Below are 22,670 nucleotides of genomic sequence, written 5' to 3'. Positions count from 1 at the left end.
CGGTCAGGAGAAAACTTATGAATCAGATCGACCTCAGCGGCCAAGTGGCCGTCATCACCGGCGGCGCACAGGGGCTGGGCTTTGCCATGGCCAAGCGCATCCTCGATTCCGGCGCCAAGGTCAGCCTTTGGGACCGAGACGAGAAGGCTCTGGCAAGGGCGGTTGAGGCGCTGGGCATGGGCGCATCAAGCCAGGTGGTTGATATTACCGACCTCGCCGGATTGATCGAAGCACATGCGCGGGTCGAGACGGAGATTGGTGGGGTATCGATCCTCGTCAATTCGGCGGGGATCGCGGGCAACAATGCGAGCCTTGATCAGTATGATCCGGACGAATGGCGGCACGTCGTCGAGATCAATCTCAATGGCACGTTCTATGTCAACAAGGCGGTCGTCCCCGCGATGAAGGCCCGCAATTACGGGCGCATCGTCAATATCTCCTCGGTGGCTGGCAAGGAAGGCAACCCCAATCTCTCCGCCTATTCGGCCGCGAAAGCCGGCGTGATCGGCCTGACCAAATCGCTCGGCAAGGAGTTGGCCGGCTACGACATAGCGGTCAATGCCATCACTCCGGCCACCGCCAAGACCCGCATTCTCGACACCCTGACGGATGAATTCATCCAATACATGCTGACTCGCATTCCGAGGGGACGCTTCCTCGAAGTCGACGAGGCCGCATCCATGGTGGCCTGGCTGGTTTCCAAGGAGAACAGCTTTACCACCGCCTCGGTGTTCGATCTTTCGGGCGGCCGGTGCACTTATTGATATGGAGCTTTGCGCCCGCCGTGCTCGGGCAGCAGCCGCCTAATTGAGGACAATGCCGATGGGATGGGAAGCGCTCGCATATTGGGGGAAGGATGTAACGCGCGTCGAACCGCTGACGGGCGGTAGTTCCAACGATGTCTGGAGCGTTCTGATCGACGGACGTCTTGCAGTCGCTCGTCTCGGCAATAGAAGCGACGCCGACCTCGCCTGGGAAGCCGAACTTCTCCAATATCTCGACAGCAATGGGCTAACTGTCCCGGCACCAATCCCAACCACGGACAACAGGCTGTTCGTGGGAGGCCTGGTGGTGATGAACTATATGGAGGGCGGGCCACCGCAGACGGCAAGCGACTGGCGCCGCGTGGCAGACACGCTGCGTGAGCTGCATCGATTGACGGCAGGTTGGCCGCAACGACCGGGATGGAGATCCTCCACCGATCTCCTCCATACGGACAAGGGGACGCGAATAGACCTCGCGGCGATGCCATCCGAAGCCGTCATCCGATGTCGGGCAGCCTGGAAGCGACTTGAGGGGCGCAAGACGTGTGCGGTGCACGGCAATCCCAACAACCCCGGAAACATCCGCATGAATGCCGACCGCGTCGCCCTCATCGATTGGGACGAGGCTCATGTCGACGTACCCGATCTCGATCTGGCGCTGCCTCACAATGCCGCCGGGCTGCAGGGCGCCGCTCAGGATAGCGCCGCCCAAGCCTCGGCCGCATGGGAAGCCGCCGTTTGCTGGAAGGACGACTACGCGGTCAAGCGGTTAGCCGAGGTTCGAGCCGTCTGAACTGCTAGCGATTGGGCAGGCTGAGCCGGAACGTGGCCCCCTTGTCGAGGGTACGAGCTCTATTCCAGCATCGTGCGCCTCAAGCATGGTGCGGACGATGTCGAGGCCCATACCGGTGCCGCCACTTTCGCGTCGGATCGTGAAGAGGGGCTGGAAAATACGGTCCTGTTGCCCTCCGATATGCCTTCGCCATCATCGGCGATAGTCAGGGTAACGCGCGCCTCTTCCCGGCGAACAGCGATCTCCAGATGCTTCGCACCATGCTCGGCTGACGATGCGGCCGGAAAGCTGAATGGCGGGACGGAGCAGTGGGCGATCAGGGTTGCGCATGGGTGCAAACCTGACATCGTCGCCAGCAATTTTTGTGCAGATGGACCGGAGAAAGTCAGGTTTGCCACGTCAACCCGTGTCGCTCAGTTTTTGCGCAGGCGATCCTGAACCGATGTCAGTTTGTCCGGATTGCGCGTGACATAGATGCCGAGGATCCTGCCATCCTCGATATGGAGCGCAGTCGTCTGCAACAAGGCCCCGTGCTCCCGGCTGATAAAGCCGGGCAGTCCGTCGATCCAGACCGGCTCGACCATCTCTGTCCAGCCTGCTCCATACTTGCGGAACATTCCCTCGTAGAGACGCAAGACACGTTCGCGGCCCTCGATGGGATTGATGAAAGCGAAGACCTTGCCACCGCCATCGGAATGCATGACGACGCCTTGGGCCAGGAGCGCTTCAAGCGTGCTCATGTCGCCATTATGCGCAGCGACAAAAAAGGCCTGGGCGATACGATCGCCCTCGGCGCGATCGACCGGATAGCGCGGGCGCGCCTCCTGCACATGCTTGCGGGCCCGGGAGGCCAATTGGCGAACAGAGGTAGCATCCCGGCCAAGCGTCGCTGCGATCTCGTTGAGCGGCTGGCCGAAAACTTCATGGAGGAGAAAGGCGGCTCTTTCGAGCGGAGACAGGCGTTCGAGCGCCAACATCAGCGTCATCGTCAATTCGTCGGCATCGACCTCGGGTTCCTCAGGCTCAAGCATGGGCTCGGGCAGCCATGAACCGACATAGTGCTCGCGTCGGGCGCGGGCCGACTTCATTTCATCAAGGCAGAGGCGAGTGACGATGCGCGAGAGGAAGGCCCCGACTTCGCGCACTGTCGCCTTATCGACCTGCGACCAGCGCAGCCAGGCATCCTGCACCACGTCTTCCGCCGCGGCGCGGCTGCCCAGCATGCGATAGGCAAGGCGCACCAGTCGGGACCGGTGCACCTCGAAATCATTGGCCGCCTCAGGCGGCATGTTGTGCCTCGCTGACGACCGGACGGATGCGGAAGCCGACCTGCAGCCGGTTCCATGCATTGATGGCGCCAATGGCGAGGGTCAGGTTGACCTGTTCCTCAGGCGAGAACTGGGTGGCGATTGGCGCGTAGTCTTCGTCGGCGGCGCCATTCTGCGGCAGGAGCGTCAGCGCCTCGGTCCAGGCGAGCACGGCGCGCTCCCGCTCGGAATAGATCGGGGCTTCACGCCAGGCGCTCAGCAAGTGCAGACGCATTTCGGTTTCCCCTGCCTGACGCAGATGTTCGACATGCATGTGGATACAATAAGCGCAACCATTGATCTGCGAAGCGCGCAGCTTGATCAGTCCGATCAGCGTATTGTCGAGCCCGCTGGCGGCAATGGCCGTTTCCAGCGTCATCATGGCCTTGATGGCTGCGGGCGCAAGCGAGAAGTGATTTTCGATACGGGGGTGCATGGTGGTTTCCTGATTTAGCGATTGGGACGGCTGGTTTTGAGCCAGTCGGCATAGGTCACGGTGCCAAGACGCGCGGCCCCGCGGGGTAGAAGCGAGGCTTCGTCGAGCCGGGCGCCAAAATACTTCGCTTCCGGATCGGGTTGGACTTTCCGGCTATCTTCGATGTCGCCGAGATAGCGGGCAACAAGGTCCGCTAGCCGGAATTTTTCCGGCCCAGCGATTTCAACCGTGCCGTTGATCGGCTGCGCCAGTGCCGCCTCGGCGACGAACGCCGCGACGTCATCGGAGGCGATGGGCTGGATCAGCGCCGTGCTGAGCGGGATTGCAGCGTCAGCGCCGACGGAATTGGCGATGCTGCCGAGGAATTCGAGAAACTGGGTGGCGTGAACGATCGTGTACGGCGTGGGAGAGGCCTTGATCAACCGCTCCTGCGCCCGCTTGCCTCGAAAATAACCGCTCTCCTGCAGGTCCTTGGTACCAACCACCGACAGAGCCACGTGGTGGCGAACGCCGGCGCGGGCTTCCGCGGCGAGGAGATTGGTGCCCGCGGTCACAAAGAAATCGAGCACCGCCTTGTCCTCGAACGACGGGGAATTGGCGAGATCAAGCACGACCTCGGCGCCAAGCAGGGCAGCGTCCAGACCTTCCCCGGTCATGGTATTGACCCCGGATTTGGGTGAGGCTGCGATGACTTCGTCACCTCGCTCCGAAAGCAGCCGGACGACCTTGGACCCGATGAGGCCGGTGCCGCCGATAACGACGATTTTCATGTTCCTATCCTTGCGAGTGAGCGTCGGCCGATAAACCGACCGACCGTTCTGCTGCAAAGACGAGATGGCCGTGAGCGGTGTGACATGGGCGCGAAAATTCTCGCCCGCGCCTCGCCAGCAATGTCACACAGGCATAGCCTGTCTCGTCTTCGCCGTATCACCACCCAAAGGGAGAGGCCGCATGCATGTGGGTCGGTCGTATCGCGTCGTCGAATTCGCCATGTGGTCGCGCCGCAGCGTGGTCTATATGGTCCTGCTCAGCCTCCTGGCCATAGCCCTGTTCCTGCTGCCGCCGATACAGGGTTTTGCTTTGCCCTGGCAGGTCGTCGTGATGCTGGGCACCACCGTCTCCCTCGTCGCGGGTTTCAAGAATTCGCAGGTTCTTGGCCGCAGCGCCGAAGGCTTGCAGGCCTTTGCCCAGATTGCCGCTACCAGCCGCATGCTCGCCGGGTTCTGTCGCGATTTCTGCGAGCCGCAAGTGGCGAAAATCCTCATCCATCGCCACATCGCCTGGCTCACCGCCCTGCGGTTCGGCCTGCGCCGGCCAATGCCTTGGGAATCGATGAGCCGGCGCGCCAATATCGAATATCGCCGCCGCTACCATATCCTCGAAGACACGACGACCTTGAATGCCGAGCTGGCGCGGCTCGCGCCCGAAGCGGCTAAAGTCTCGGACGGCACGCGGCCAGAGATCGACCTGTTGTCGCGCCAGGCCGAAGCCTTCAATGCCTTGTTCAAGGCCGGAAACCTGCCACCGCAGATCTATGTGGAGCTGACAAAACTCCTGCGCGATTGCCACGACCAGCAGGCGCGCTGCGACCGCATCAAGAACAATCCCTATCCCCGCCAATATGCCATTGTCAGCGCCATGCTGGTCTGGTGCTTCTGCACCTTTCTGCCCTTCGGCGTCGTGGCGCTCTTTTCCGAAATGGGCATCGGCATCTGGCTGGCCGTGCCTTTCAGCACGCTGATCGGCTGGATGTACATGTCGCTCGATCAGGTCGGCGAGAGCACGTCCAACCCATTTGAAGGCAATGCCAATGACGTGCCGATCTCGCAGATTTGCCGGGATCTCGAAATCGAGCTGCGGACCCTGTTGGGTGAGAGCGAGATTCCAAAACCCCTGCCCGCGATTAATGGCATTGCAACATAATGCAGAAGATCATTCTTGACTCCAAAATCCAGAATGACTATTTCCCCGCCATGGCCAGACCCAAGGAATTCGATCGCGACGCCGCCCTTGCCGGAGCACTGCAGGTGTTCTGGACCAAGGGCTATGAAGGCGCTTCAACCGACGACCTGCTCAAGGGTATGAATATCGGCCGGCAGTCCATGTACGACACCTTTGGCGACAAGCAGGCGCTCTTCCTTGAAAGCCTGCGCTGCTACCACAAGCTCGACAACAAGAACTTCTTCGACCATCTCGGGGACAATCCCTCGCCCCTCAAGGTGCTGCATGGCTTTCTCGCCATTTTCACCCGCCGCAGCGACGAGGAGAACGCTCGCGGCTGCATGGGCATCAATGCCACGACAGCCTTCGGCCGCAACAATCCGGAAGTGACACAACTGGCGCGCAATACCGCTACCAGCGTCGAAGACATGCTGGCCCAACTGGTCGGAGCGGCAAAAGAAGCGGGAGAAATTTCGGCCAGGGTTGATAACGCGGCGGCGGCCAGTTTCCTCTATGCCACCTTGCAAGGCCTCACCGTGCGAGCCCAAGCCGGCGCCAGCCACGATGAACTCGCCAGGGTAGCTGATTTCACCATAGAGGCGCTCAAAGCCATGCGCTAACCGCTCCCAGCCTAAACGCCAATCAGCGCACCTAATTTTGGACTATTCAGTCCAGAAAATAACTCTCCATGCCTGACGAAAGGAATCCAGCATGTCGGCATATCTCCCCCTTCTCGACAAACGCGCCGTTGTTACCGGCGGCTCACGCGGCATCGGCGCTGCCATCGTGCGAAAACTCGCCGAGCAAGGCGCGCATGTCGCCTTCACCTACGCTTCGAGCCCGGACGCGGCACAAGCGCTTGTCGATGAGGTAGTCGCCAGAGGCGGCAAGGCTTTCGCGTTGCAGGCAGACAGCGCGGACGTGACGAGCCTCCAGGCCGCCATCCGCACCGCAGCCGCAAAACTTGGCGGCATCGACATCCTCGTCAACAATGCCGGCATTATCGCCCATGCGTTGATCGACGATTTTTCCGCGAGCGATTTCGATCGGACAATTGCCGTCAATGTCCGTGCGCCATTCTTTGCCATGCAGGAAGCCGCGAGGCACATGCAGGCTGGCGGACGCGTCATCAATGTATCGAGCAACACCGCCGTCAGCGCCAGAGTGCCGGGATCGACGGTCTATGGCATGTCCAAATCCGCCGTCACGGCAATGACCCGTTCGTTGGCCCATGAATTCGCGCCCAGAGGCATCACGGTCAATGCCATTCAGCCCGGGCCCACGCGGACCGACATGACCGCGGGACGGGAAGATTACATCATCAGCATGGTGCCGGCCGGTCGCCTTGCCGACGCCTCCGAACCTGCAGCACTCGTTGCCTATCTCGCCGGTCCCGATGCCGGCTTTATCAATGGCACCGGTCTCACCATCGACGGCGCCATGACCGCCTAGCCTTGCCGACCCCGTTCCGCCTGATGATTGCGCAAATTGCCAAACCCGGTCAGATTGCCGGGGCGCAACTCGGGCGGACGGGCATGCATACTGTCGCAAAACTCGATGGCTGGTCGTCGCCGGTGGTGGAAACGGTGACACACACCACTTTCAACACCAGCGGCAGCATGCTCATGCAGCCCGACGGCTGCTGGGATTTCGTTATCCTCAAATCTGCGGCCGGTACGACCGTGCTGCGGACCGGTCTCACGACCTCAGCGGTCACGCATCACTTCGCAGAAGGCGACGAAATCCTGTCGATCGCCTTCAAGGCGAGCAGTTTCATGTCGCTGATGCCGGGCGAAAAGATGCTCGACGAGGGTGTCGTGCTCTCCAATATCGGCCGCGACCGCTTCTCGCTCGGCGGCGATATCATCGAAATACCCACCTTCGACAATGTCGACCGGTTCGTCACAAAACTCCTCAGCAATGGCATTGTCGAGGACAACAGCCTGGTCGCCTCCGTCGTTTCCGGTCATCCCATGGCCATGTCGGAGCGAACCATGCAACGGCATTTCCTGAAAACCACCGGCCTTACCTACAAGACCTTCACCCAGATCGAACGAGCGCAAAAGGCACTCACCCTATTGCAACAGGGGCGCCCGGCCGCCGATGTCGCCTTCGCACTCGGCTATGCCGACCAGCCGCACATGATCCGCTCAGTCAAGGCGATCATGGGCCAAACGCCCGGTCAGATCGCCCCACGATAAGTTGTCGGAAATCTTCAATCCCGCGACCGGCCCGCTGGCTAGAAAGGATGCACTTTCACCCAGCAAGGACGCAGCAAATGACCGACATCCGCCCCTTCAAGATCGCCATCTCGGAAGCCCAGTTGGCCGATCTCAATCAGCGCTTGGCCAATACCATTCTCGCTAGCGAGGCCCCCGGCGCCGGCTGGGCTGCCGGCCCCAACGCCGACTTCGTCACCAGCGCGATCCAGCGTCTCCGCAATGGCTATGATTGGCGCGCGCAGGAAGCCGCGATCAACCAGCACCCCCAGTTCGTCACTGAAATCGACGGTCAGACCATCCATTTCCTGCACGTCAAGGCCGCAACGCCCAATGGCACGCCGCTCCTCCTGCTGCATGGCTGGCCGGGTTCCTTCGTCGAGTTTCTCGACGCCATCGCGCCGCTCAGCAGTGCCGGTTTCGATCTGGTCATCCCGTCGCTTCCCGGTTTCGGCTTTTCCGGTCCGACCCGCGAGGCCGGCTGGAATGACAACCGCATCACCGCAGCGCTGCTCGAACTGATGTCCCGCCTTGGCTATCAGCGCTTCGGCGTACAGGGCGGCGATGCCGGCGCCGTGATTGCTCCCACCATTGCCCGTGCGGCGCCGGATCGAGTCATCGGTGTGCATGTCAACGCCGCAACCATGGGCTTCATTCCGATGGGCCCGATCGAACCCTCTGAATTCGCTAGCTTCACCGAGGCCGAAACCACGCGCCTGCAACGTCTGCAGCAGTTCATGGCCGAACGCTTCGGCTTCAACGTCCTGCAATCGAGCCGTCCGCAGACCTTAGCCTATGGGATTTCAGACTCTCCGGCCGGCCTCATCGCTTGGCTGGGCGACATGTTCGCCGGCTTTGGCGACAGTCCGGACGCCGTGGCCAAGGACAAGTTCCTGACCAATGTTCTGGTCTATTGGTTCACCGGAACAGCGGCCTCCTCGATCCGCCTCTACTACGAAAATGCACATGATCCGGAAGCGTGGTCGCCAAAGCCCAATTCGGGCGTTCCCACCGGCGTCGCTGTCTTCGCCCGCGATGAAGTCGCCATCCGCCGCTTTGCCGAAGAGGGCAATACGATCGTCCGCTGGACTGAACTCGACAGTGGCGGGCACTTCGCAGCCATGGAAGTGCCGCTGGTCTGGGCCGAAGAAGTCTCAAGCTTTTTCGCAGGCCTGAAGCGCTGAAACGGGGCCAGCAACAAGAAGCCGACCGCTCGTGAAGAGTGGTCGGCTTTCGTTCTTGCGGACGTTTTAGATCGGCAAATCCGGCAATTCAACGCGCGTCTCAAAGCTACGGTAGAATTGGCCCCAGCCGGGATCACGCAGATGCTGCTCAAGACCGGCGCGCTTGACCAGGGCCTGCGCCTCGCGATTGCCCTCGGCGAGGGCCGCAGACGTGTCGACATGGACCGGTTTGCGGTCGAGCAGAACGAAGTCACCATCGACCATGACAGTTTCCACATCGGCGCCGACCGCCTGGTGAATGAGACGGTGGACCGGGAGCCAATTGGGGGTCAGGTGCGGCTGGTTCATGTCGATGACGACGATATCGGCCTTCTTGCCGACTTCGAGCGAACCTATTTCTTTTTCCATGCCGAGGGCGCGGGCGGCGTCGATGGTGATCATTTCGAGCACTTTTCCCGGCGGGAAATAGTAGCGGTCATGGTTGCGCAGCACATGCTGGGTCGATTGGAAGGAGCGCGCGATCTGCAGCATGTCGAAATAGCGACTAGGCGCGGTACCGTCCGACGTGACAGCGACATTGACGCCGCGGGCCAGCATTTCGATGACCGGGGTGGAGCGGCCCGGCGGAGCATGGGTGACATGGGTGCCGGTTTCGGCGAGGATGTCGATTTCCTCATGAGAAATGCCCCAGCAGTGCTGGAGGTGGATATCGGGTCCAAGAAGAGCGTTTTCCTTGTCCTGGAAGGCCAGGCGGATATGGCCGGCAAAGGCATCGGAATGAATGCGGACGCTATACTTGTGCGCCAGTTCGCGAACGGCGCGGGCCTGGTCGCGATCAGCCTGGGTCAGGGAGACCGCCTGATCGGGCGTCGACATGTTTGAGGGATCGAGCGAAGGTACGATGGTGAAAGGGGTCACATAGACCTGGATGCGGCCATTGGCGCTGCCATTGATGGCTTCAATGGTGGCTTCGGTGCCCGCCATCATATCGTCGAAGGAAACGCTGCGACGCTGGGGTTCGCCGCTTTCCCAGCGGGTGACCGTGCGCGGCCAGGGAAGGCCGGCAGGACCCACGCAGATGATTTCCCGGAGGCCGATCTCGCTATAGGCGCGGGCGTGGTTGATGGCGAATTGCGGATCATCGCTGCGCGGCATGGAGGCAACGATGCTCACCGACGTGGTGACGCCGGAGGTGAGACGTTCGAGGCCGGAGACCAGGCCATCGGCATACCAGAATTCGCGCGTGACATAGTGGTAGTAGACCGGTGTGACGATCTTCATCCAGAGCGGGTTGGTGTCGACGCCGATGCTGCGGATGAGGCAGTGCCCGGCATGGCCATGGGCATCGATGAGGCCGGGGATGATGAGTTTACCGCGGCAATCGACCACGCGATCATCTGGCTCGATGCTAACTTCGGACTGCGGGCCGACGGCGGCGATACGGTCGCCAACGACGCGAACCGCGCCGTCTTCGATGATCCGCCTATCGGCATCGACCGGAACCACAGTGCCGTTGATGAAGACAGTACCTGCCATGGTTTTGCTCCTGGTCATCAACGTCAGCGCAGCGGGAAGCTGGGGCGGAAGAGGTCCTCCACGGGCGGATGTTTCCAGCTCCGCTCGGGGTATTTGGCGATAAGGCCTTCGAACTGGCGTTGCGCCTGCTCTCGTGCGGCGACGAGGTCGAAATCGTGCACCTTGCCATGGCGCATGGAAAGGTGGCCATCGACGAAGACGGCTTCGGTCACCTTGCCATTGCCGCCCATGAGCAGGGTGGTGATGGGATCGATCGTGGGCGTCATATGCGCATCGTCCAGGCGGAAGATGGCGATATCGGCCAGCGAGCCAGCGGAGAGGCGGCCGAGGTCGTTGCGACGCAGGGCCCTGGCGCCGCCAAGCGTGGCAGCGTTGAAGAAGTCGGCCGAGCTGGCAGCATTTGAATGTTCGGCAATGCGGCAGGCGATGAGACCAACCAGCATGTTCATCCACATATCCGCGGGAGCGGTATCGGTGGCCATGCCAATATTGACGCCAGCAGCGCGAAAACTGGCGAAAGACTTGAGAGCGCTGCCCATGCGGGCCGAGACCAGCGGCGAATGGGCGAGGCTGACGCCATGCTCGGCATAAAGGGCCACGTCGCGCTCGGTGGCATAGGTGCCGTGCGGGGCGATCAGGTGGTCGTTGAGGAGGCCATGGCGGGCAAGCCATTGCGGACCGGTCGCGCCATGGAGGCGATCCATCATATCGATCTCGAACTTGCCCTGGGCCATATGGATGCGGACGGGGCAATCCAGCTCTCGGGCGGCGTCCATGGTACGTTCGAGCAGTGTTTGCGTACAGGTTTCCACGCGGTCTGGCGCAAGAAGGCCATTAATGAGACCACCATGAGTACCGTGATGGCGGCGGATGAAATCGAGAGCCGTATCGAGACCAGCAAGCCCCCTGCCCTCATCGAATTGCATATGAAAGATGCCGGTACTGTCGACGATGGCGCCGCCGGAGCGATAGGCAGGGCCGAGAAAGACGCGCAGGCCGAGGGCGGCGGCGGCTTCGGCGGCAGCGCCAAACTCTTCGGTAGTTTCGGCCCATTCGCGATAATAGAGCGAAGCGATGGGCAGCGCGGTGGTGATGCCGTTGAGGAGAAGCGTCGCGAAGGCGAATTTCTTCTGGAAAGCCAGTTCCTCGGACGAATACATTTCATATGGGCCACGGGCAACATAGCTTTCGGGCCAGACGCGCCCACGCGGCCAGCCGGGCTGGTTGTCGGTGACGAGCGTATAGGTATCGAGATCGGACAAGGCGTCGAGGTCGATGAGACCCGGACTGATCAGGGCTGCTCCGAGATCGATGCGATTGGCCACTTCGCCTTCGAAGCGGCGCCCAGCATAGAGAACACGATTGCCTTCGAAGACCAGTTCGCCATTGCGAATGAGAACGTGCGTATCGTCCTCATGGGCAACAAGCCATGCGGCGGTCAGCAAGGTTTTGCCGCGCGGTCGGGCGCCCAGCGTGAGATCGTTGAGGCCGGCCATTGTCATTACCCCGTCGACAAGAAATAACCGGCGCCCCTTGGGGCGCCGGGCATTTTTGGTTACTCGCCAACCATCGTGAACCAATGGCGGGCCTTGTTGTCGGCGCGCACGTCGATGGCTTCGATGCGGCTGCCGGTAGCCCAGGCAATCGGCTGCTGGTGCAGCGGGATCATCAGCAGTTCATCTTTGGCGATGCGCAGAGCCTGCTCTTCGAGCGAGAGGCGTTCTGTCGGATCGGTCGCAGCAGCGGCCTGCTTGACCAGATCGTCGAGCGCGGGCACCGACCAGCCGCCATAGTTGGAAACGCCATAGGCACCGTCACGGGTGGCGAGCACCTGGGATAGCAGCGAGAAGGCGTCCAACGTCGGCTCATTGGCCCAGCTAATGTTGAAGACTTCGACTTCACCCTTGGAACGCTTGGGCGACTGCACGGCGCGCGGGCCCATATCGATGGTAGGAGCAAAGCCTGCGCGGGTCAGCATATTGGCAATGCCCTGGCAGAAGTCTTCTTCGTTGATGCTCTCGTCGTTCATGCAGGTATAGGTGAACTGAGCGCCTTCCTGCCCTGCTTCCTTGAGGAGGGCCTGCGCCTTGGCCGGATCGGCCGGCTCATAGGTATCGAGCGCAGCCGAGTAGCCGGCGATGTCGGGAGCGATCATCGAACCGGACGGGCGAGCAAGGCCGCGCATGATGCGCTGGTTGATCAGGTCGCGGTCGATGGCGGCTTCGAAAGCCTGGCGGACGCGGATGTCGTTGAACGGGTTCGGACGACCATCGAGCAGGGTTTCATTGCGGTTGAAGGCGACGAAGACCGTGCGCAGTTCGGTGAGGGCGATCACCGTCTTGGTCGGATCGGCCTTGAGGCGTTCGAGATCCTGGATCGGGGCGCTGTCGATCAGATCGACTTCATCGGAGAGCAGGGCGGCGATGCGGGTGGCAGCCGAAGTGATCGGGATGAATTCGAGACGATCGACATTGTGGTGCTTCTCGTCCCACCAGCCATCGTTGACGACGAGCACGGTCTTGCTGTCCGGGGCGCGGCTTTCGAGCATGAAGGGGCCGGTGCCATTGGTGTGGCTCGTGGCATAGCCTTCGATGCCCTGGGCAAAGTCGGACGGTTTTTCGGTATTGTTGTCCTTGAGCCAGCCGGCATCGAAGACGAAGATATTGGTGATGTCGTTGAGGAACAGCGACGAGGTGGTGCTGACATCGACTTCGACGGTGAAGTCGTCGATCTTCCTGATGCCCTGGTAAAGGGGCATATTGCCCTTGAGCGGCGAGGCCGGATCGGCAGCGCGCTGGAAGGAAGCAACCACGTCATCGGCGGTGAAATCAGCGCCGTCGTGGAATTTCACGCCTTCGCGCAGCTTGAAGCGCCAGAATTTGCCGTCGACCAGTTCCCACGAGGTGGCCAGGGCCGGCTCGATCTGGAAGGTCTTATCGTAGCGCACGAGGCCTTCATAGATGTGGTTGAGGAAGGCGAGGTTCGAGGTCGAGGGGATCGAGTTGGGATCGAGCGAGTATATATCGGCTCGCGAGCCCCACTTGACCGTTTCGGCCTGCGCTGCCATCGCTCCCATGGACAGCGAAACCGCCAGGGCGGCCAGCATAGTTTTTACGACAGACATCCGTTCTCTCCTGTTATGTCGTTATTCTCGGCGTTCCGGGGTTTGGGGCCCCGGAACGGGTTCGTCCCGGCCTGAGCTTTCCCTCCTCAGGCGAAGTGGCAGGCGACGCGACTGCCATCGGGTTTGTGTCGCAGCTCCGGGCGTTCGACCTTGCATTGGGCCTGGGCCAGGGGGCAGCGGGTGTGGAAGGTGCAGCCGGGCGGCGGAGCGAGCGGGCTCGGCACTTCGCCTGCGACGATCTCGCGGTCGCGATGCGGCTCGTTCACATCGGGAATAGTTTCAAGCAACAGGCGCGTATAGGGGTGCTTTGGATCGGCGAAGAGGACTTCGGTCTCCGCCTCTTCGACAATGCGGCCGAGATACATGACCGCGATGCGGTCGGACATGTGGCGCACGACGCTGAGGTCGTGGCTGATGAAGAGATAGGTCAGGCCCAGCTCGTCCTGGAGACGCCGCATCAGGTTGAGGATCTGCGCCTGCACCGACACGTCGAGCGCCGAAGTCGGCTCGTCGCAGACGAGGAATTCAGGTTCGGAGGCGAGCGCGCGGGCGATGGAAATGCGCTGGCGCTGGCCGCCGGAAAATTCATGCGGGAATTTTTCGCCATCGGCGATGTTGAGGCCGACAATGCCGAGGAGTTCGGCGACGCGCTCAGTGATCTCGGCCTCGGAATTGCGCAGTTTGAGTTCGCGCAGCGGCTCGGCGATGATGTTTTTCACCCGCCAGCGCGGATTGAGCGAGGCATAGGGGTCCTGGAAAATCATCTGCGCCGAAAGCGGCGCACCGGACTTGCCGGGTGCGAAGCGGATTTCGCCGGCGCTCGGATCGTATAGGCCGGTGACGAGGCGGGCGACGGTGGATTTGCCGCAGCCGGATTCGCCCACGAGGCTGACGCAGCCGCCCAGGGGGACGGAAAAGGTCACATCATTGACGGCATGCAGCATCTGGCGCTTGCGGCCGTAGACCAGGCGATTGAGGAAGGAGGCCGAGACGTCGAAGGTCTTGTCGAGATGGACGACCTCGAGCGCAGCGGTGTCGGAGCGGGTCATGCGACGCCTCCATTGTGAAGCCAACAGGCGGCCATGCCGGCGGGCGTAGGCGCCAGCACAGGCAGGTCCTGGCGGCAGCGCGGGCCAGCTTCGCGGCAGCGTGGATTGAAGGCGCAGCCAGGCGGAATGGCATTGAGGCGCGGCATGGCGCCATCGATCTGGTTGAGCTTTTCGACGCGGGCGCCAAGGGCCGGAATGGAGGCCATGAGGCCGCGCGTATAGGGGTGGGAGGGGTTCTTCAGCACCTGTTCCACCGGGCCGATCTCGATGAGACGGCCGGCATACATGACGGCCACGCGATCGGCGGTTTCGGCGATGACGCCCATGTCATGGGTGACCAGCATGACCGCCGTGCCGTTTTCCTTGCAGAGGCGGCGCAGGAGGCCGGTGATCTGAGCCTGGATGGAGACGTCGAGCGCCGTGGTCGGCTCGTCGGCGATGATGAGTTTGGGGCGGGCGGCGAGCGCCAGGGCAATGACGACGCGCTGGCGCATGCCGCCGGAAAACTGGTGCGGATAGTGATCGACGCGCTCATCGGGGCCGGGAATACCGACTTCGCGCAAAAGCTCGATGGCGCGGGTGCGGGCCTGAGCCTTGGAAGTATTGGGCAGGTGCTGGCGGATGGTTTCGCCAAGCTGGCTGCCCACGGTGAAGAGCGGATTGAGCGAAGTCAGCGGGTCCTGGAAAATCGCGCCGATCTCGCGGCCGCGGACTTTTTCCATTTCGTTGTCGCTGAGGCCGACAATGGAGCGGCCTTCGAGAAGGATATCGCCCGAGGCAACGCGGCCGGGGCGTTCGAGAAGGCCCAGGATGGCAAGGCCGGTCATGGACTTGCCGGCCCCGGATTCGCCGACGACACCGAGGATTTCCCCGGGCGCGATGCTGAGCGACACATCGTTGAGCGCAGTCAGCGTACCGTGACGATTGGGAAATTCGACGACGAGGTTTTGCACCTCTAGGCAAGGTCGCTTGTCGTCAGCCATGCGATTGCTCCCGTTCGGGATAGCTGGGCGGGAAGATTTCCGAAACCGGCGGATGCCCATAGGAACGGGCCGGATACTGGGCGATGAGCCGGTCGAACTGGGCCTGCGCCTGATCCCGCGCTGCGGCCATGTCGATGCCGGCGACTTCGCCATGGCGCATGGAGAGACGGCCGTCGACGAAGACGGCTTGCGTCACCTTGCCCGAGCCGCAGGTCACGAGGGTCGTGATCGGGTCGATGGAGGGAGCCATATGCATATCATCGAGGCGGAAGACGGCGATGTCGGCCTTGCTGCCCGGGGCGAGGCGTCCGATGTCGGCGCGATCAAGAGCCTTGGCGCCGCCAAGGGTGGCGGCCTCGAAGAGATCGCGACACAAAATGCGTTCGGGTGCGCCGTCATTGATGCGGCAGGCGATGAGGCCGACCAGCATGTTCATGATCATGTCGGGCGGCGTCGTGTCGGTGCCCAGCGCAATGGTGATGCCCATATCGCGGACGCGCGAGAAAGATTTTAGGGTGCCCCCGCCTCTGCCCGAAACCAGCGGACAATGAACGATGGAAACGCCGTACTCGGCATAGAGCGCTAGGTCTTCGTCGGTGGCGACGGTGGCGTGGGGGGCGATGAGGCGATTGCTGAGGAGGCCTTCGCGGGCGAGCCAGACAGGGCCCGTGGTGCCGTGCATGGATTTGACGACGTCCATCTCCATGGTGCCCTGGGCCATATGGAGGCGAACCTTGCAATCGAGAGCTTCGGCCTGTTCGAAAGTGGCGCGCAGCAATGCCGTGGTGCAGGTTTCGACGCGGTCAGGCGCGAGAAGCCCCTGAATGAGGCCCCCATAACGGCCGGACTGGCGCTCGATATAGCTGACGGCATCCGCAAGACCATCAAGGCCGCGCTGCTCGTCGAAATGCGGGCGCACATCGCCGGGGGCGTGAAGGACCATGCCGCCGGCGCGGTAAGCGGGGCTGAGATAGACACGGAGGCCGAGTTCGCCGGCGGCATCGGCCGCGGCGTCAAACTCGGCAACGGTTTCGGCCCATTCACGATAGAAGAGCGAGGCGATGGGGGCCGCGGTCGTAATACCGTTGAGGAGCAGTTGGCCGAAAGCAAAACGCTTCTGAAAGGCCAGTTCCTCGGGCGTATACATTTCGTACGGCCCTTTTTCGACATAGGTCAGCGGCAGGACGCGGCCCTTTTTCCAGCCGGGAAAATGGTCGATGCCAAGGATCGTGGTGTCGAGATCGGAGAGGGCGTCGAGATCGATGAGGCCGGGCGAGATCAGCGCGCGGCCGAAATCAATGCGGCGGGCGACGTCGCCGGCAAAACCATGGCCGGTGAAGATGACGCGGTCGCCCTCGATGACCACTTCGCCGTTCTTGAGGAGGACGGGGCCGGCCTCCTCATGGGCTAGAACCCAGGCGGCGGTGAGGAGCGTGCGCCCCTCTGGCCTTGCGCCGAGTTTGAGGGATTTTAGTGCGCTCATGGCATGTCCACGATGCAGGTGCCGTTGCGGGCAATGACGCGGCCGCCCTTGACGACCATGGGCCGCGGGGCGATCTCGACCACGGAGTGGGCCACGGTTTCGCCGACCAGCAGGGTGAAATCGGCCTTGGCGTCGACTTTTACGCCATAGTTTTCAAGCCGCATGACATCGGCGCCGCCCTGGGAGACGAGTTCGAGCATGTGTCGCAGGTCGATGTCGGAGCGCACGGCATTCTTCATGCCGATGATGCGGGCACGGTCCATCATATCGGGCTGGCCCCAGGGACCCCAGGTGTCGCGGATACCATCGCAACCGGCACCGGTGCGCACCCCGGCCTCGCGCAGGCGCTTTACCGAGGGAACAGTGGCCGAGGGCGCGCCGGTGGTGAGAATGGCGATATCGAGTTCGGCGATTTCGTCGATGAGCTTGCCGGCGCGGACGGTGTCGCTCATCCCGAGCGCAAAGGCATGGCTGATGCCGAAACGGCCCTGCATGCCATTGGCGCGAACGCGCTCGAAAATCAGTTCCATGGTGAATGCGCCGAGGTCGCCTGTTTCATGGAGGTGAATATCGACATCGACGCCATGCTTGACGGCAAGATCGAAGAGCACGTCGAGCTGACCCTTGGGGTCGCGGTCGATACCGCAGGGGTCGATGCCGCCCAGGACTTCACAGCCATTGGCAAGGGCTGCGTCGAGCAGTTCGACCGTGCCCGGACGGCCCATGACGCCCGATTGCGGGAAGGCGACGAGTTCAATGTCGATAATGCCCTTGAGGGCTTCGCGAGTGCGTTCGACGCCTTCCACCAGGGTCAGGCCATGGGTGGTGTCGATGTCGACATGGCTGCGGATATGGGTAGCGCCATTGGAAGCCAGGCCGATGGCATGGCGCATGGACTGGATATGCGGGTCCATGCCGAGGGCGATGCGGTTTTCGCGCTCGAAATCGATGCGGCTGCGCAGCACGGCTTCGCGGTTGTTTTCGTGCCAGCCCATGCCCCAGGTGGTCTTGTCGAGATGGGTATGGGCATCGATGAGGCCGGGCCAGACAATGGCATTGCCGCCATCTTCGGTGGGCATGCCGGGCTGATCGGCAACCTTGCCGATTTCGACGATCATGCCGTTCTTGATGAGAATGTCGCAGGTGGCCTCGCCGAGGGGGCGGACGTTTTTCAGGTGCAGGTCGTTCATGGCTTCCCCCGGATTATCGCAGCTTGGGATTGAGGGCATCACGCAGCCAATCGCCCAACAGGTTCACCGAAATGACCAGCAGGCAGAGCTGCGTGACGGGGAAGATGACGATCCACCACATGCCCGAGAACAGATATTGATTGCCGATGCGGATCAGCGTGCCGAGCGAAGGCTGGCCCGGCGGCATGCCGATGCCGAGAAAGGACAGTGTCGCTTCGGTGAGAATGGCCATGCCAAAGCTGAGCGTGGCGGCGACGAAAACCGGTGTCAGCGTATTGGGCAGGATATGCTTGACCATGACACGGCGAGGCGGCACGCGCAGCAAGCGTGCCGCCATGACATATTCCTTGCCGCGCTCGACAATGGTCTGAGCGCGTACCGTGCGGGCATATTGCACCCAGCCCGATAGCGTGATGGCCAGCACTAAAACCGCCGAAGCGCCGATTTCGCGCAGGTCGGGCGGCAGCATTTGGCGAACAATGGCCGAGACGAGAATGGCGATGAGAATGGTCGGGATAGAAAGGACCACGTCGCCGATACGCATAAGAAGGTTGTCGACCACGCCGCCGAAATAGCCGGCGATGAGGCCAAGGCTAAGGCCGATCAGCAGCGAGAAGGACACCGCAGCAAGCCCGATCAGCAACGAGGTGCGCGTGCCATAAAGCATCACCGAGAGCATGTCGCGGGCCTGGGTATCGGTGCCCAGGATATAGGGCCATTCGCTGCCTTCGACCCAGATGGGCGGCAGTTCGGACTTCCACATGTCAAGCTGCATCGCATCATAGGGATTTTGCGGCGCGATAAGCGGAGCGAGGAAGGCAGGGAGCACGAGCACGGTCAGCAGCACGGCGGCAAAGCGCGCCGGAACCGAGCGAGAAAAGGACCACCAGAGATCGCTGCGACGGATGCGCTCGATCAGCGAGGGACGTTGGGGCGTGGACTGGATCGACATGGTTCGCCTCCCCTACTGGGCGCCGCGCAAGCGGGGGTCGATCACCGCGTAGAGGATGTCGACCATGGTGTTGAGGAAAACGAAAATGAAGGAGACAATGCAGAGATAGGCCGCCATGACCGGGATATCGACGAAGGTCACGGCCTGGATGAACAGCATGCCCATACCCGGCCACTGGAAGACGGTTTCGGTGATCAGCGCGAAGGCGATCAGCGTGCCGATATTCATCGCCGTGAGGGTCACCACTGGCATGAGACAATTGCGCAGGGCGTGGCGGAAATAGATGCGGAAGCGCGGAATGCCGCGGGCCCGGGCGAACTTGACGAAGTCGGAGCGCATGACCTCGAGCATTTCGGCGCGGACGAGGCGCATGACCAGCGTCACCTGATAAAGCGAGAGCGAAATCGAGGGCAGGATCAGCGCGAGGAGACCGGTACGCGTGAGAAAGCCGGTCGACCACCAGCCGAGCTCGACGACATCGCCACGCCCGAAGGCGGGCAGCAGGCCGAGCGAGACGGAAAACACCAGAATAAGCAGGATGCCGACCACGAAACTCGGGAGCGACACCCCGATAATCGAGCCAAATTGCAGGATTTCTGAGTACCAGGCGCCCCGTTTTATCGCCGTCAGCACGCCAAGAGGCAGGCCGATCAGAAGCGATAGAATTGTCGCGACGATCACCAACTCCATGGTGGCGGGGAAACGTTCGGCGATCAGGCCCAGGACTTCCTGGCCGTTGCGATAGGAGATGCCGAAATTGCCCTGGGCCGCATTGGCTACGAAGCGGGTATATTGGACGAAGAAATTATCGTTGAGGCCAAGCTTTTCGCGCAGCAGTTCCTTGTCGGCCTGGGTCGTCTGCTCGGTGGACATCATATCCACCGGATCGCCCGCCAGGCGGAAAATCAGGAAGGCCAGAAAGGCCACTGTCAGCATCACCAGTAGAGCATTGGCTAGCTTTTTGATGATGAAGACCAGCATTGGCTATTTCCCGTTTGGCAAAGAGAGTTTTGGTACGGAGGCTGGGCGCAGGACCAGGCGCTGATCGGGACGACCGATCATTCCGTCATTTCGGGACGCGAGGGCGCTCCCGGCAAAACCCATCTTTTCCTCCATCCTCCAGCGGCCCTCTTCCAACCGCGTGACCGTCATCCTTACGGTCGAAAATGTCTTTGTCAATTCTATTGTCGACAATTATGCCAACACTATAACAGACAAAATCGCCACAAAGCTCTCGGCAATCACGTTGACGAGGCTCCTTTCGAGAGAGGCGTCAGTCCTTCTGGCGGGGGAAAGCGTAGGAATTGGCTTTGGAGGTGCGTAGCCCTGCCCCGACCAGCGCTTCGGCCGCCTTGATGGCGACAACGATGCCATCGATGACGACGACGCCAGTGGCCGCAGTCAGCGCATCGGTCATTTCCGACATGCCGGCGCAGCCCAGCACCACCGCTTCGGCGCGGTCTTCGTCACGCGCCCGTGCGATTTCGGCGAGCAGCAGATCGAAGGCACGCTCGGGCTCGGATTCGAGCGTCAGTACCGGCAGATCGATACAGCGGACGCGGCGGCAATGTTGGCTGGCGCCATAGCGCAGCACCAGATCTTCAATGGCGGGTACGGAGCGCGGCAGTGTGGTGATGATGGAAAAACGTTTTGCTACCACCATGGCGGCCTGCACGGCGGCCTGGCAGATGCCAAGCACGGGACCGGCGGCGAATTCGCGAGCAGCATCGAGTCCCGGATCGTCGAAACAGGCGATGACTGTGGCCTCGGCGCCGGCCTCCTCCGCCGCGCGAATATCGGCCAGCATGGCGGGAACGGACAGGGCTTCGTCGGAAAACCCTTCGATGCTGACCGGCGTATTCTGGCCTGTGCGCGCGTCGATCACCGTGCCAGGCGAAGCCACACGTTGCGCTGTGCGCAGGGCCTGTTCAGTCATCGAGGCGGTAGAATTGGGATTGATCAGCAGGATTTGCATGGCTTTGGCATCTACTTCTTGAGGTCGGCCAGCTTGGGGGCCTTCAGCACAAACTGCTGATCGGAGACGATGTAATTGTCGGCATGGAGCCGCGCGATCGGGTGATAAACCTCGGGGTTGACGTAGCGCTGCTGCTCGTCGAGGCAATCGGGGCGAATGTGCATATGCACCACCTCGCCCAGGACGATGACGCGGCGCGGGTATTCGATGATGCGCTCGACGCGACACTCCATGGCGCAGGGGCTGGCGGGCAAATAGACACAGTCGACCTGGGCGCCGGGCGCGGTTTCGGCCTCGGCTAAAGCCAATTCATCGGTATCGGCATCAACCGGCAGCCCACAGACCAACATGGTCTGAGCCAGTGGCATATCGACCATGTTCACCGTGAACTCATTGGTGCGCCTGATATTGGCGACGGTGTCCTTTTCCTCCCCGCCGAGCCGCGGCTGAATGCCGAGCGCCACAATGGCCGGGTCATGGGAAAAGACATTGAAGAAGCTCATGGGCGCGCCATTGCTGTGCCCGGCCGCGGAGCGCGTCGTGACCAAGGCTATGGGTCGCGGGCCCACAAAATTGGTGAGCAGACGATAGCGGTCCATCGGCTCGAGCGCAGTCAAATCGAATTCCATCGCGATACCTTCAGCCACAAGCGTCCTTATGCCGATTTACGTCGACATTATTGTCGACAATAACGCTTCTGATTTATGTGGACCAGATGGAAAAATGAGTTATGAAGTCTCAAGGCAACGCTGTCCGGTCCGCACAAATGGCACCTATAACCGTCGATGAAATCGCCGAACGCATCTGGCTCTCCATCGCCGAGCGCCGCCTGCGCCCGGGCATGCGTCTCAAAGAGGCTGAGCTTGCGGAAATTTTCGGCGTAAGCCGCGCCCGCATCCGGCAGGTGCTGACAGCCCTTGAGCGCGACGGCCTCGTCAAGACCGAAGCCAACAAAGGCGCCATCGTCGCCGAACCCAGCGCGGAAGAAGCCCGCGATATCTTCCATATCCGACGCGAAGTGGAGCAGCGGGTGCTAGCGCGGCTGATCGGCCACCTCGATGCCGAGAAATTGCTGGACCTCTTTGCGCATGTGGCCAAGGAGCGCGCAGCCAATGCCGCCAATGACCAGCGCGAGATCATAAAGCTCTCCGGCGGCTTTCACCTCATGCTGGCCGAAATGGCGGGAGCCGATTTTCTCTGGGGCATGATGCGCGACCTCGTCAGCCGCACGTCCCTCATCACCGCGGCCTTCCGCGATTCCGACAAATACAACTGCGGACCGGACGAGCACGAAGAACTGCTGATGCATCTCAAGAACGGCGACCTGCAAAAAGCGCAGCACGCAATGGTGCATCACCTCGAGCATGTCGAAAACGAGCTCAAACTCTCCGGCAACCCGGAACTCGCCCGTAGCCTCAAGGACGCGCTTTTGTAGGATCGCTACAATTTAGTATCCCGACCGCGAAAGAGTGAAGCTGTCTAGCCTTAGTTTCCTTGGGCTTTGCATTTCAAGAGCAAACCTCAGTTCGCCAGAAGACCGAAGCAACCAGAGCGATTTCGATAAAAGAGCGAACCTGCAAAAAAAGGTATGCATGCCCAACATCATAGAATGGCATGTTGATTGCCACTGAGAAGTGACCCGCTAGGCGGGACTATTTCCATCGAGATTTGACCCATGTTCCAACCGTGCCCTGGCTGTTTTCAGCGGGGGCTATGGAGTGATCGACATGGCGT

General features: G+C 61.5%; 22 protein-coding genes. 8 read left to right on the top strand and 14 right to left on the bottom strand.

The annotated features are described in order from the left end of the window. Window positions 1–17 precede the first annotated feature (17 nt). Together J7557_RS09450 and J7557_RS09445 are read left to right on the top strand one after the other, a co-directional pair. Window positions 18–764 carry an SDR family NAD(P)-dependent oxidoreductase gene (locus J7557_RS09450; RefSeq protein WP_291419648.1) on the top strand — a complete coding sequence of 249 codons (747 nt, stop codon included), beginning with the start codon at window positions 18–20 and terminating at the stop codon, window positions 762–764. 58 nt (window positions 765–822) lie between these two features. Continuing rightward, window positions 823–1,557, top strand: coding sequence for a phosphotransferase (locus tag J7557_RS09445; RefSeq protein WP_291419646.1), 735 nt, complete (start codon window positions 823–825; stop codon window positions 1,555–1,557). 413 nt (window positions 1,558–1,970) lie between these two features. On the opposite strand, the gene J7557_RS09440 is transcribed toward J7557_RS09445, so the two are convergent. Genes J7557_RS09440 through J7557_RS09430 form a run of 3 tightly spaced genes read right to left on the bottom strand, consistent with a single transcriptional unit; the run spans window position 1,971 to window position 4,070 of the window. After that, on the bottom strand, window positions 1,971–2,846 hold the full coding sequence (locus J7557_RS09440) for a sigma-70 family RNA polymerase sigma factor (RefSeq protein WP_291419644.1): 876 nt from the start codon (window positions 2,844–2,846) through the stop codon (window positions 1,971–1,973). After that, on the bottom strand, window positions 2,836–3,300 hold the full coding sequence (locus J7557_RS09435) for a carboxymuconolactone decarboxylase family protein (RefSeq protein WP_291419642.1): 465 nt from the start codon (window positions 3,298–3,300) through the stop codon (window positions 2,836–2,838). Before J7557_RS09435 ends, J7557_RS09440 begins: the two co-directional genes overlap by 11 nt. Window positions 3,301–3,314: 14 nt before the next feature. Continuing rightward, window positions 3,315–4,070: an SDR family oxidoreductase gene (locus tag J7557_RS09430; RefSeq protein ID WP_291419640.1), complete on the bottom strand. Its 756-nt coding sequence runs from the start codon at window positions 4,068–4,070 to the stop codon at window positions 3,315–3,317. A 181-nt stretch (window positions 4,071–4,251) separates the two neighbouring features. Between J7557_RS09430 and J7557_RS09425 the strand changes: the two genes are divergently transcribed. The 5 genes from J7557_RS09425 to J7557_RS09405 all read left to right on the top strand — a co-directional run bounded on the left by J7557_RS09425 (window position 4,252) and on the right by J7557_RS09405 (window position 8,644). Then, complete coding sequence (locus tag J7557_RS09425; RefSeq protein WP_291419639.1) at window positions 4,252–5,223, top strand: bestrophin family protein; 972 nt, start codon at window positions 4,252–4,254, stop codon at window positions 5,221–5,223. Beyond that, on the top strand, window positions 5,223–5,861 hold the full coding sequence (locus tag J7557_RS09420) for a TetR/AcrR family transcriptional regulator (protein WP_291419637.1): 639 nt from the start codon (window positions 5,223–5,225) through the stop codon (window positions 5,859–5,861). The genes J7557_RS09425 and J7557_RS09420 overlap by 1 nt, the downstream gene beginning before the upstream one ends. Before the next feature lie 91 nt (window positions 5,862–5,952). Next, window positions 5,953–6,693, top strand: coding sequence for a 3-oxoacyl-ACP reductase family protein (locus J7557_RS09415; RefSeq protein ID WP_291419635.1), 741 nt, complete (start codon window positions 5,953–5,955; stop codon window positions 6,691–6,693). An 83-nt stretch (window positions 6,694–6,776) separates the two neighbouring features. Further along, window positions 6,777–7,442 carry a helix-turn-helix domain-containing protein gene (locus J7557_RS09410; RefSeq protein WP_291419633.1) on the top strand — a complete coding sequence of 222 codons (666 nt, stop codon included), beginning with the start codon at window positions 6,777–6,779 and terminating at the stop codon, window positions 7,440–7,442. A 77-nt stretch (window positions 7,443–7,519) separates the two neighbouring features. Next, a complete protein-coding gene (locus J7557_RS09405; RefSeq protein WP_291419631.1) occupies window positions 7,520–8,644 on the top strand; it encodes an epoxide hydrolase family protein in 1,125 nt (374 codons plus the stop codon). A 66-nt stretch (window positions 8,645–8,710) separates the two neighbouring features. Here the strand turns inward: J7557_RS09405 and J7557_RS09400 are convergent, their stop codons facing one another. The 11 genes from J7557_RS09400 to J7557_RS09350 form a co-directional block, all read right to left on the bottom strand. Further along, window positions 8,711–10,180: an amidohydrolase family protein gene (locus tag J7557_RS09400; protein ID WP_291419629.1), complete on the bottom strand. Its 1,470-nt coding sequence runs from the start codon at window positions 10,178–10,180 to the stop codon at window positions 8,711–8,713. A gap of 23 nt (window positions 10,181–10,203) precedes the next feature. Further along, the gene (locus J7557_RS09395) at window positions 10,204–11,682 is read right to left on the bottom strand and encodes an amidohydrolase family protein (RefSeq protein WP_291419627.1); all 1,479 of its coding nucleotides are present in this window, start codon (window positions 11,680–11,682) and stop codon (window positions 10,204–10,206) included. A gap of 53 nt (window positions 11,683–11,735) precedes the next feature. Next, on the bottom strand, window positions 11,736–13,304 hold the full coding sequence (locus J7557_RS09390; RefSeq protein ID WP_291419625.1) for an ABC transporter substrate-binding protein: 1,569 nt from the start codon (window positions 13,302–13,304) through the stop codon (window positions 11,736–11,738). 86 nt (window positions 13,305–13,390) lie between these two features. Then, a complete protein-coding gene (locus J7557_RS09385) occupies window positions 13,391–14,353 on the bottom strand; it encodes an ABC transporter ATP-binding protein (protein ID WP_291419623.1) in 963 nt (320 codons plus the stop codon). After that, window positions 14,350–15,336, bottom strand: a complete 987-nt coding sequence (locus J7557_RS09380; RefSeq protein ID WP_291419621.1) for an ABC transporter ATP-binding protein — start codon at window positions 15,334–15,336, stop codon at window positions 14,350–14,352. The genes J7557_RS09385 and J7557_RS09380 overlap by 4 nt, the downstream gene beginning before the upstream one ends. Then, window positions 15,329–16,819: an amidohydrolase family protein gene (locus J7557_RS09375; RefSeq protein ID WP_291419619.1), complete on the bottom strand. Its 1,491-nt coding sequence runs from the start codon at window positions 16,817–16,819 to the stop codon at window positions 15,329–15,331. Before J7557_RS09375 ends, J7557_RS09380 begins: the two co-directional genes overlap by 8 nt. Then, a complete protein-coding gene (locus J7557_RS09370) occupies window positions 16,816–18,009 on the bottom strand; it encodes an amidohydrolase family protein (RefSeq protein ID WP_291419617.1) in 1,194 nt (397 codons plus the stop codon). Before J7557_RS09370 ends, J7557_RS09375 begins: the two co-directional genes overlap by 4 nt. 13 nt (window positions 18,010–18,022) lie before the next feature. Beyond that, the gene (locus J7557_RS09365) at window positions 18,023–18,961 is read right to left on the bottom strand and encodes an ABC transporter permease (protein ID WP_291419615.1); all 939 of its coding nucleotides are present in this window, start codon (window positions 18,959–18,961) and stop codon (window positions 18,023–18,025) included. Window positions 18,962–18,973: 12 nt separating this feature from the next. Then, window positions 18,974–19,942, bottom strand: coding sequence for an ABC transporter permease (locus tag J7557_RS09360; RefSeq protein ID WP_291419613.1), 969 nt, complete (start codon window positions 19,940–19,942; stop codon window positions 18,974–18,976). Window positions 19,943–20,234: 292 nt separating this feature from the next. After that, window positions 20,235–20,936, bottom strand: coding sequence for an aspartate/glutamate racemase family protein (locus tag J7557_RS09355; RefSeq protein WP_291419611.1), 702 nt, complete (start codon window positions 20,934–20,936; stop codon window positions 20,235–20,237). Between the two features lie 11 nt (window positions 20,937–20,947). Beyond that, a complete protein-coding gene (locus tag J7557_RS09350) occupies window positions 20,948–21,565 on the bottom strand; it encodes a flavin reductase family protein (RefSeq protein ID WP_291419608.1) in 618 nt (205 codons plus the stop codon). A gap of 137 nt (window positions 21,566–21,702) precedes the next feature. Between J7557_RS09350 and J7557_RS09345 the strand changes: the two genes are divergently transcribed. Next, on the top strand, window positions 21,703–22,371 hold the full coding sequence (locus J7557_RS09345; RefSeq protein ID WP_291419606.1) for a GntR family transcriptional regulator: 669 nt from the start codon (window positions 21,703–21,705) through the stop codon (window positions 22,369–22,371). The last annotated feature ends 299 nt before the right edge of the window (window positions 22,372–22,670 follow it).

The organism is Devosia sp., assembly GCF_017744655.1.
In the GTDB taxonomy this organism is placed as follows: Bacteria; Pseudomonadota; Alphaproteobacteria; order Rhizobiales; family Devosiaceae; genus Devosia.
This window is presented reverse-complemented; position numbering and strand designations above follow the sequence as displayed.

Excerpts from the sequence above, each read along its gene's own strand:
- J7557_RS09440 (WP_291419644.1), bottom strand. The coding sequence starts at position 2,846 with ATGCCGCCTGAGGCGGCCAATGATTTCGAGGTGCACCGGTCCCGACTG.
- J7557_RS09435 (WP_291419642.1), bottom strand. The coding sequence starts at position 3,300 with ATGCACCCCCGTATCGAAAATCACTTCTCGCTTGCGCCCGCAGCCATC.
- J7557_RS09405 (WP_291419631.1), top strand. The coding sequence starts at position 7,520 with ATGACCGACATCCGCCCCTTCAAGATCGCCATCTCGGAAGCCCAGTTG.
- J7557_RS09420 (WP_291419637.1), top strand. The coding sequence starts at position 5,223 with ATGCAGAAGATCATTCTTGACTCCAAAATCCAGAATGACTATTTCCCC.
- J7557_RS09380 (WP_291419621.1), bottom strand. The coding sequence starts at position 15,336 with ATGGCTGACGACAAGCGACCTTGCCTAGAGGTGCAAAACCTCGTCGTC.
- J7557_RS09385 (WP_291419623.1), bottom strand. The coding sequence starts at position 14,353 with ATGACCCGCTCCGACACCGCTGCGCTCGAGGTCGTCCATCTCGACAAG.
- J7557_RS09445 (WP_291419646.1), top strand. The coding sequence starts at position 823 with ATGGGATGGGAAGCGCTCGCATATTGGGGGAAGGATGTAACGCGCGTC.
- J7557_RS09355 (WP_291419611.1), bottom strand. The coding sequence starts at position 20,936 with ATGCAAATCCTGCTGATCAATCCCAATTCTACCGCCTCGATGACTGAA.
- J7557_RS09375 (WP_291419619.1), bottom strand. The coding sequence starts at position 16,819 with ATGAGCGCACTAAAATCCCTCAAACTCGGCGCAAGGCCAGAGGGGCGC.
- J7557_RS09425 (WP_291419639.1), top strand. The coding sequence starts at position 4,252 with ATGCATGTGGGTCGGTCGTATCGCGTCGTCGAATTCGCCATGTGGTCG.
- J7557_RS09415 (WP_291419635.1), top strand. The coding sequence starts at position 5,953 with ATGTCGGCATATCTCCCCCTTCTCGACAAACGCGCCGTTGTTACCGGC.
- J7557_RS09350 (WP_291419608.1), bottom strand. The coding sequence starts at position 21,565 with ATGGAATTCGATTTGACTGCGCTCGAGCCGATGGACCGCTATCGTCTG.
- J7557_RS09430 (WP_291419640.1), bottom strand. The coding sequence starts at position 4,070 with ATGAAAATCGTCGTTATCGGCGGCACCGGCCTCATCGGGTCCAAGGTC.
- J7557_RS09345 (WP_291419606.1), top strand. The coding sequence starts at position 21,703 with ATGGCACCTATAACCGTCGATGAAATCGCCGAACGCATCTGGCTCTCC.
- J7557_RS09450 (WP_291419648.1), top strand. The coding sequence starts at position 18 with ATGAATCAGATCGACCTCAGCGGCCAAGTGGCCGTCATCACCGGCGGC.
- J7557_RS09365 (WP_291419615.1), bottom strand. The coding sequence starts at position 18,961 with ATGTCGATCCAGTCCACGCCCCAACGTCCCTCGCTGATCGAGCGCATC.
- J7557_RS09370 (WP_291419617.1), bottom strand. The coding sequence starts at position 18,009 with ATGAACGACCTGCACCTGAAAAACGTCCGCCCCCTCGGCGAGGCCACC.
- J7557_RS09390 (WP_291419625.1), bottom strand. The coding sequence starts at position 13,304 with ATGTCTGTCGTAAAAACTATGCTGGCCGCCCTGGCGGTTTCGCTGTCC.
- J7557_RS09410 (WP_291419633.1), top strand. The coding sequence starts at position 6,777 with ATGCATACTGTCGCAAAACTCGATGGCTGGTCGTCGCCGGTGGTGGAA.
- J7557_RS09395 (WP_291419627.1), bottom strand. The coding sequence starts at position 11,682 with ATGACAATGGCCGGCCTCAACGATCTCACGCTGGGCGCCCGACCGCGC.
- J7557_RS09360 (WP_291419613.1), bottom strand. The coding sequence starts at position 19,942 with ATGCTGGTCTTCATCATCAAAAAGCTAGCCAATGCTCTACTGGTGATG.
- J7557_RS09400 (WP_291419629.1), bottom strand. The coding sequence starts at position 10,180 with ATGGCAGGTACTGTCTTCATCAACGGCACTGTGGTTCCGGTCGATGCC.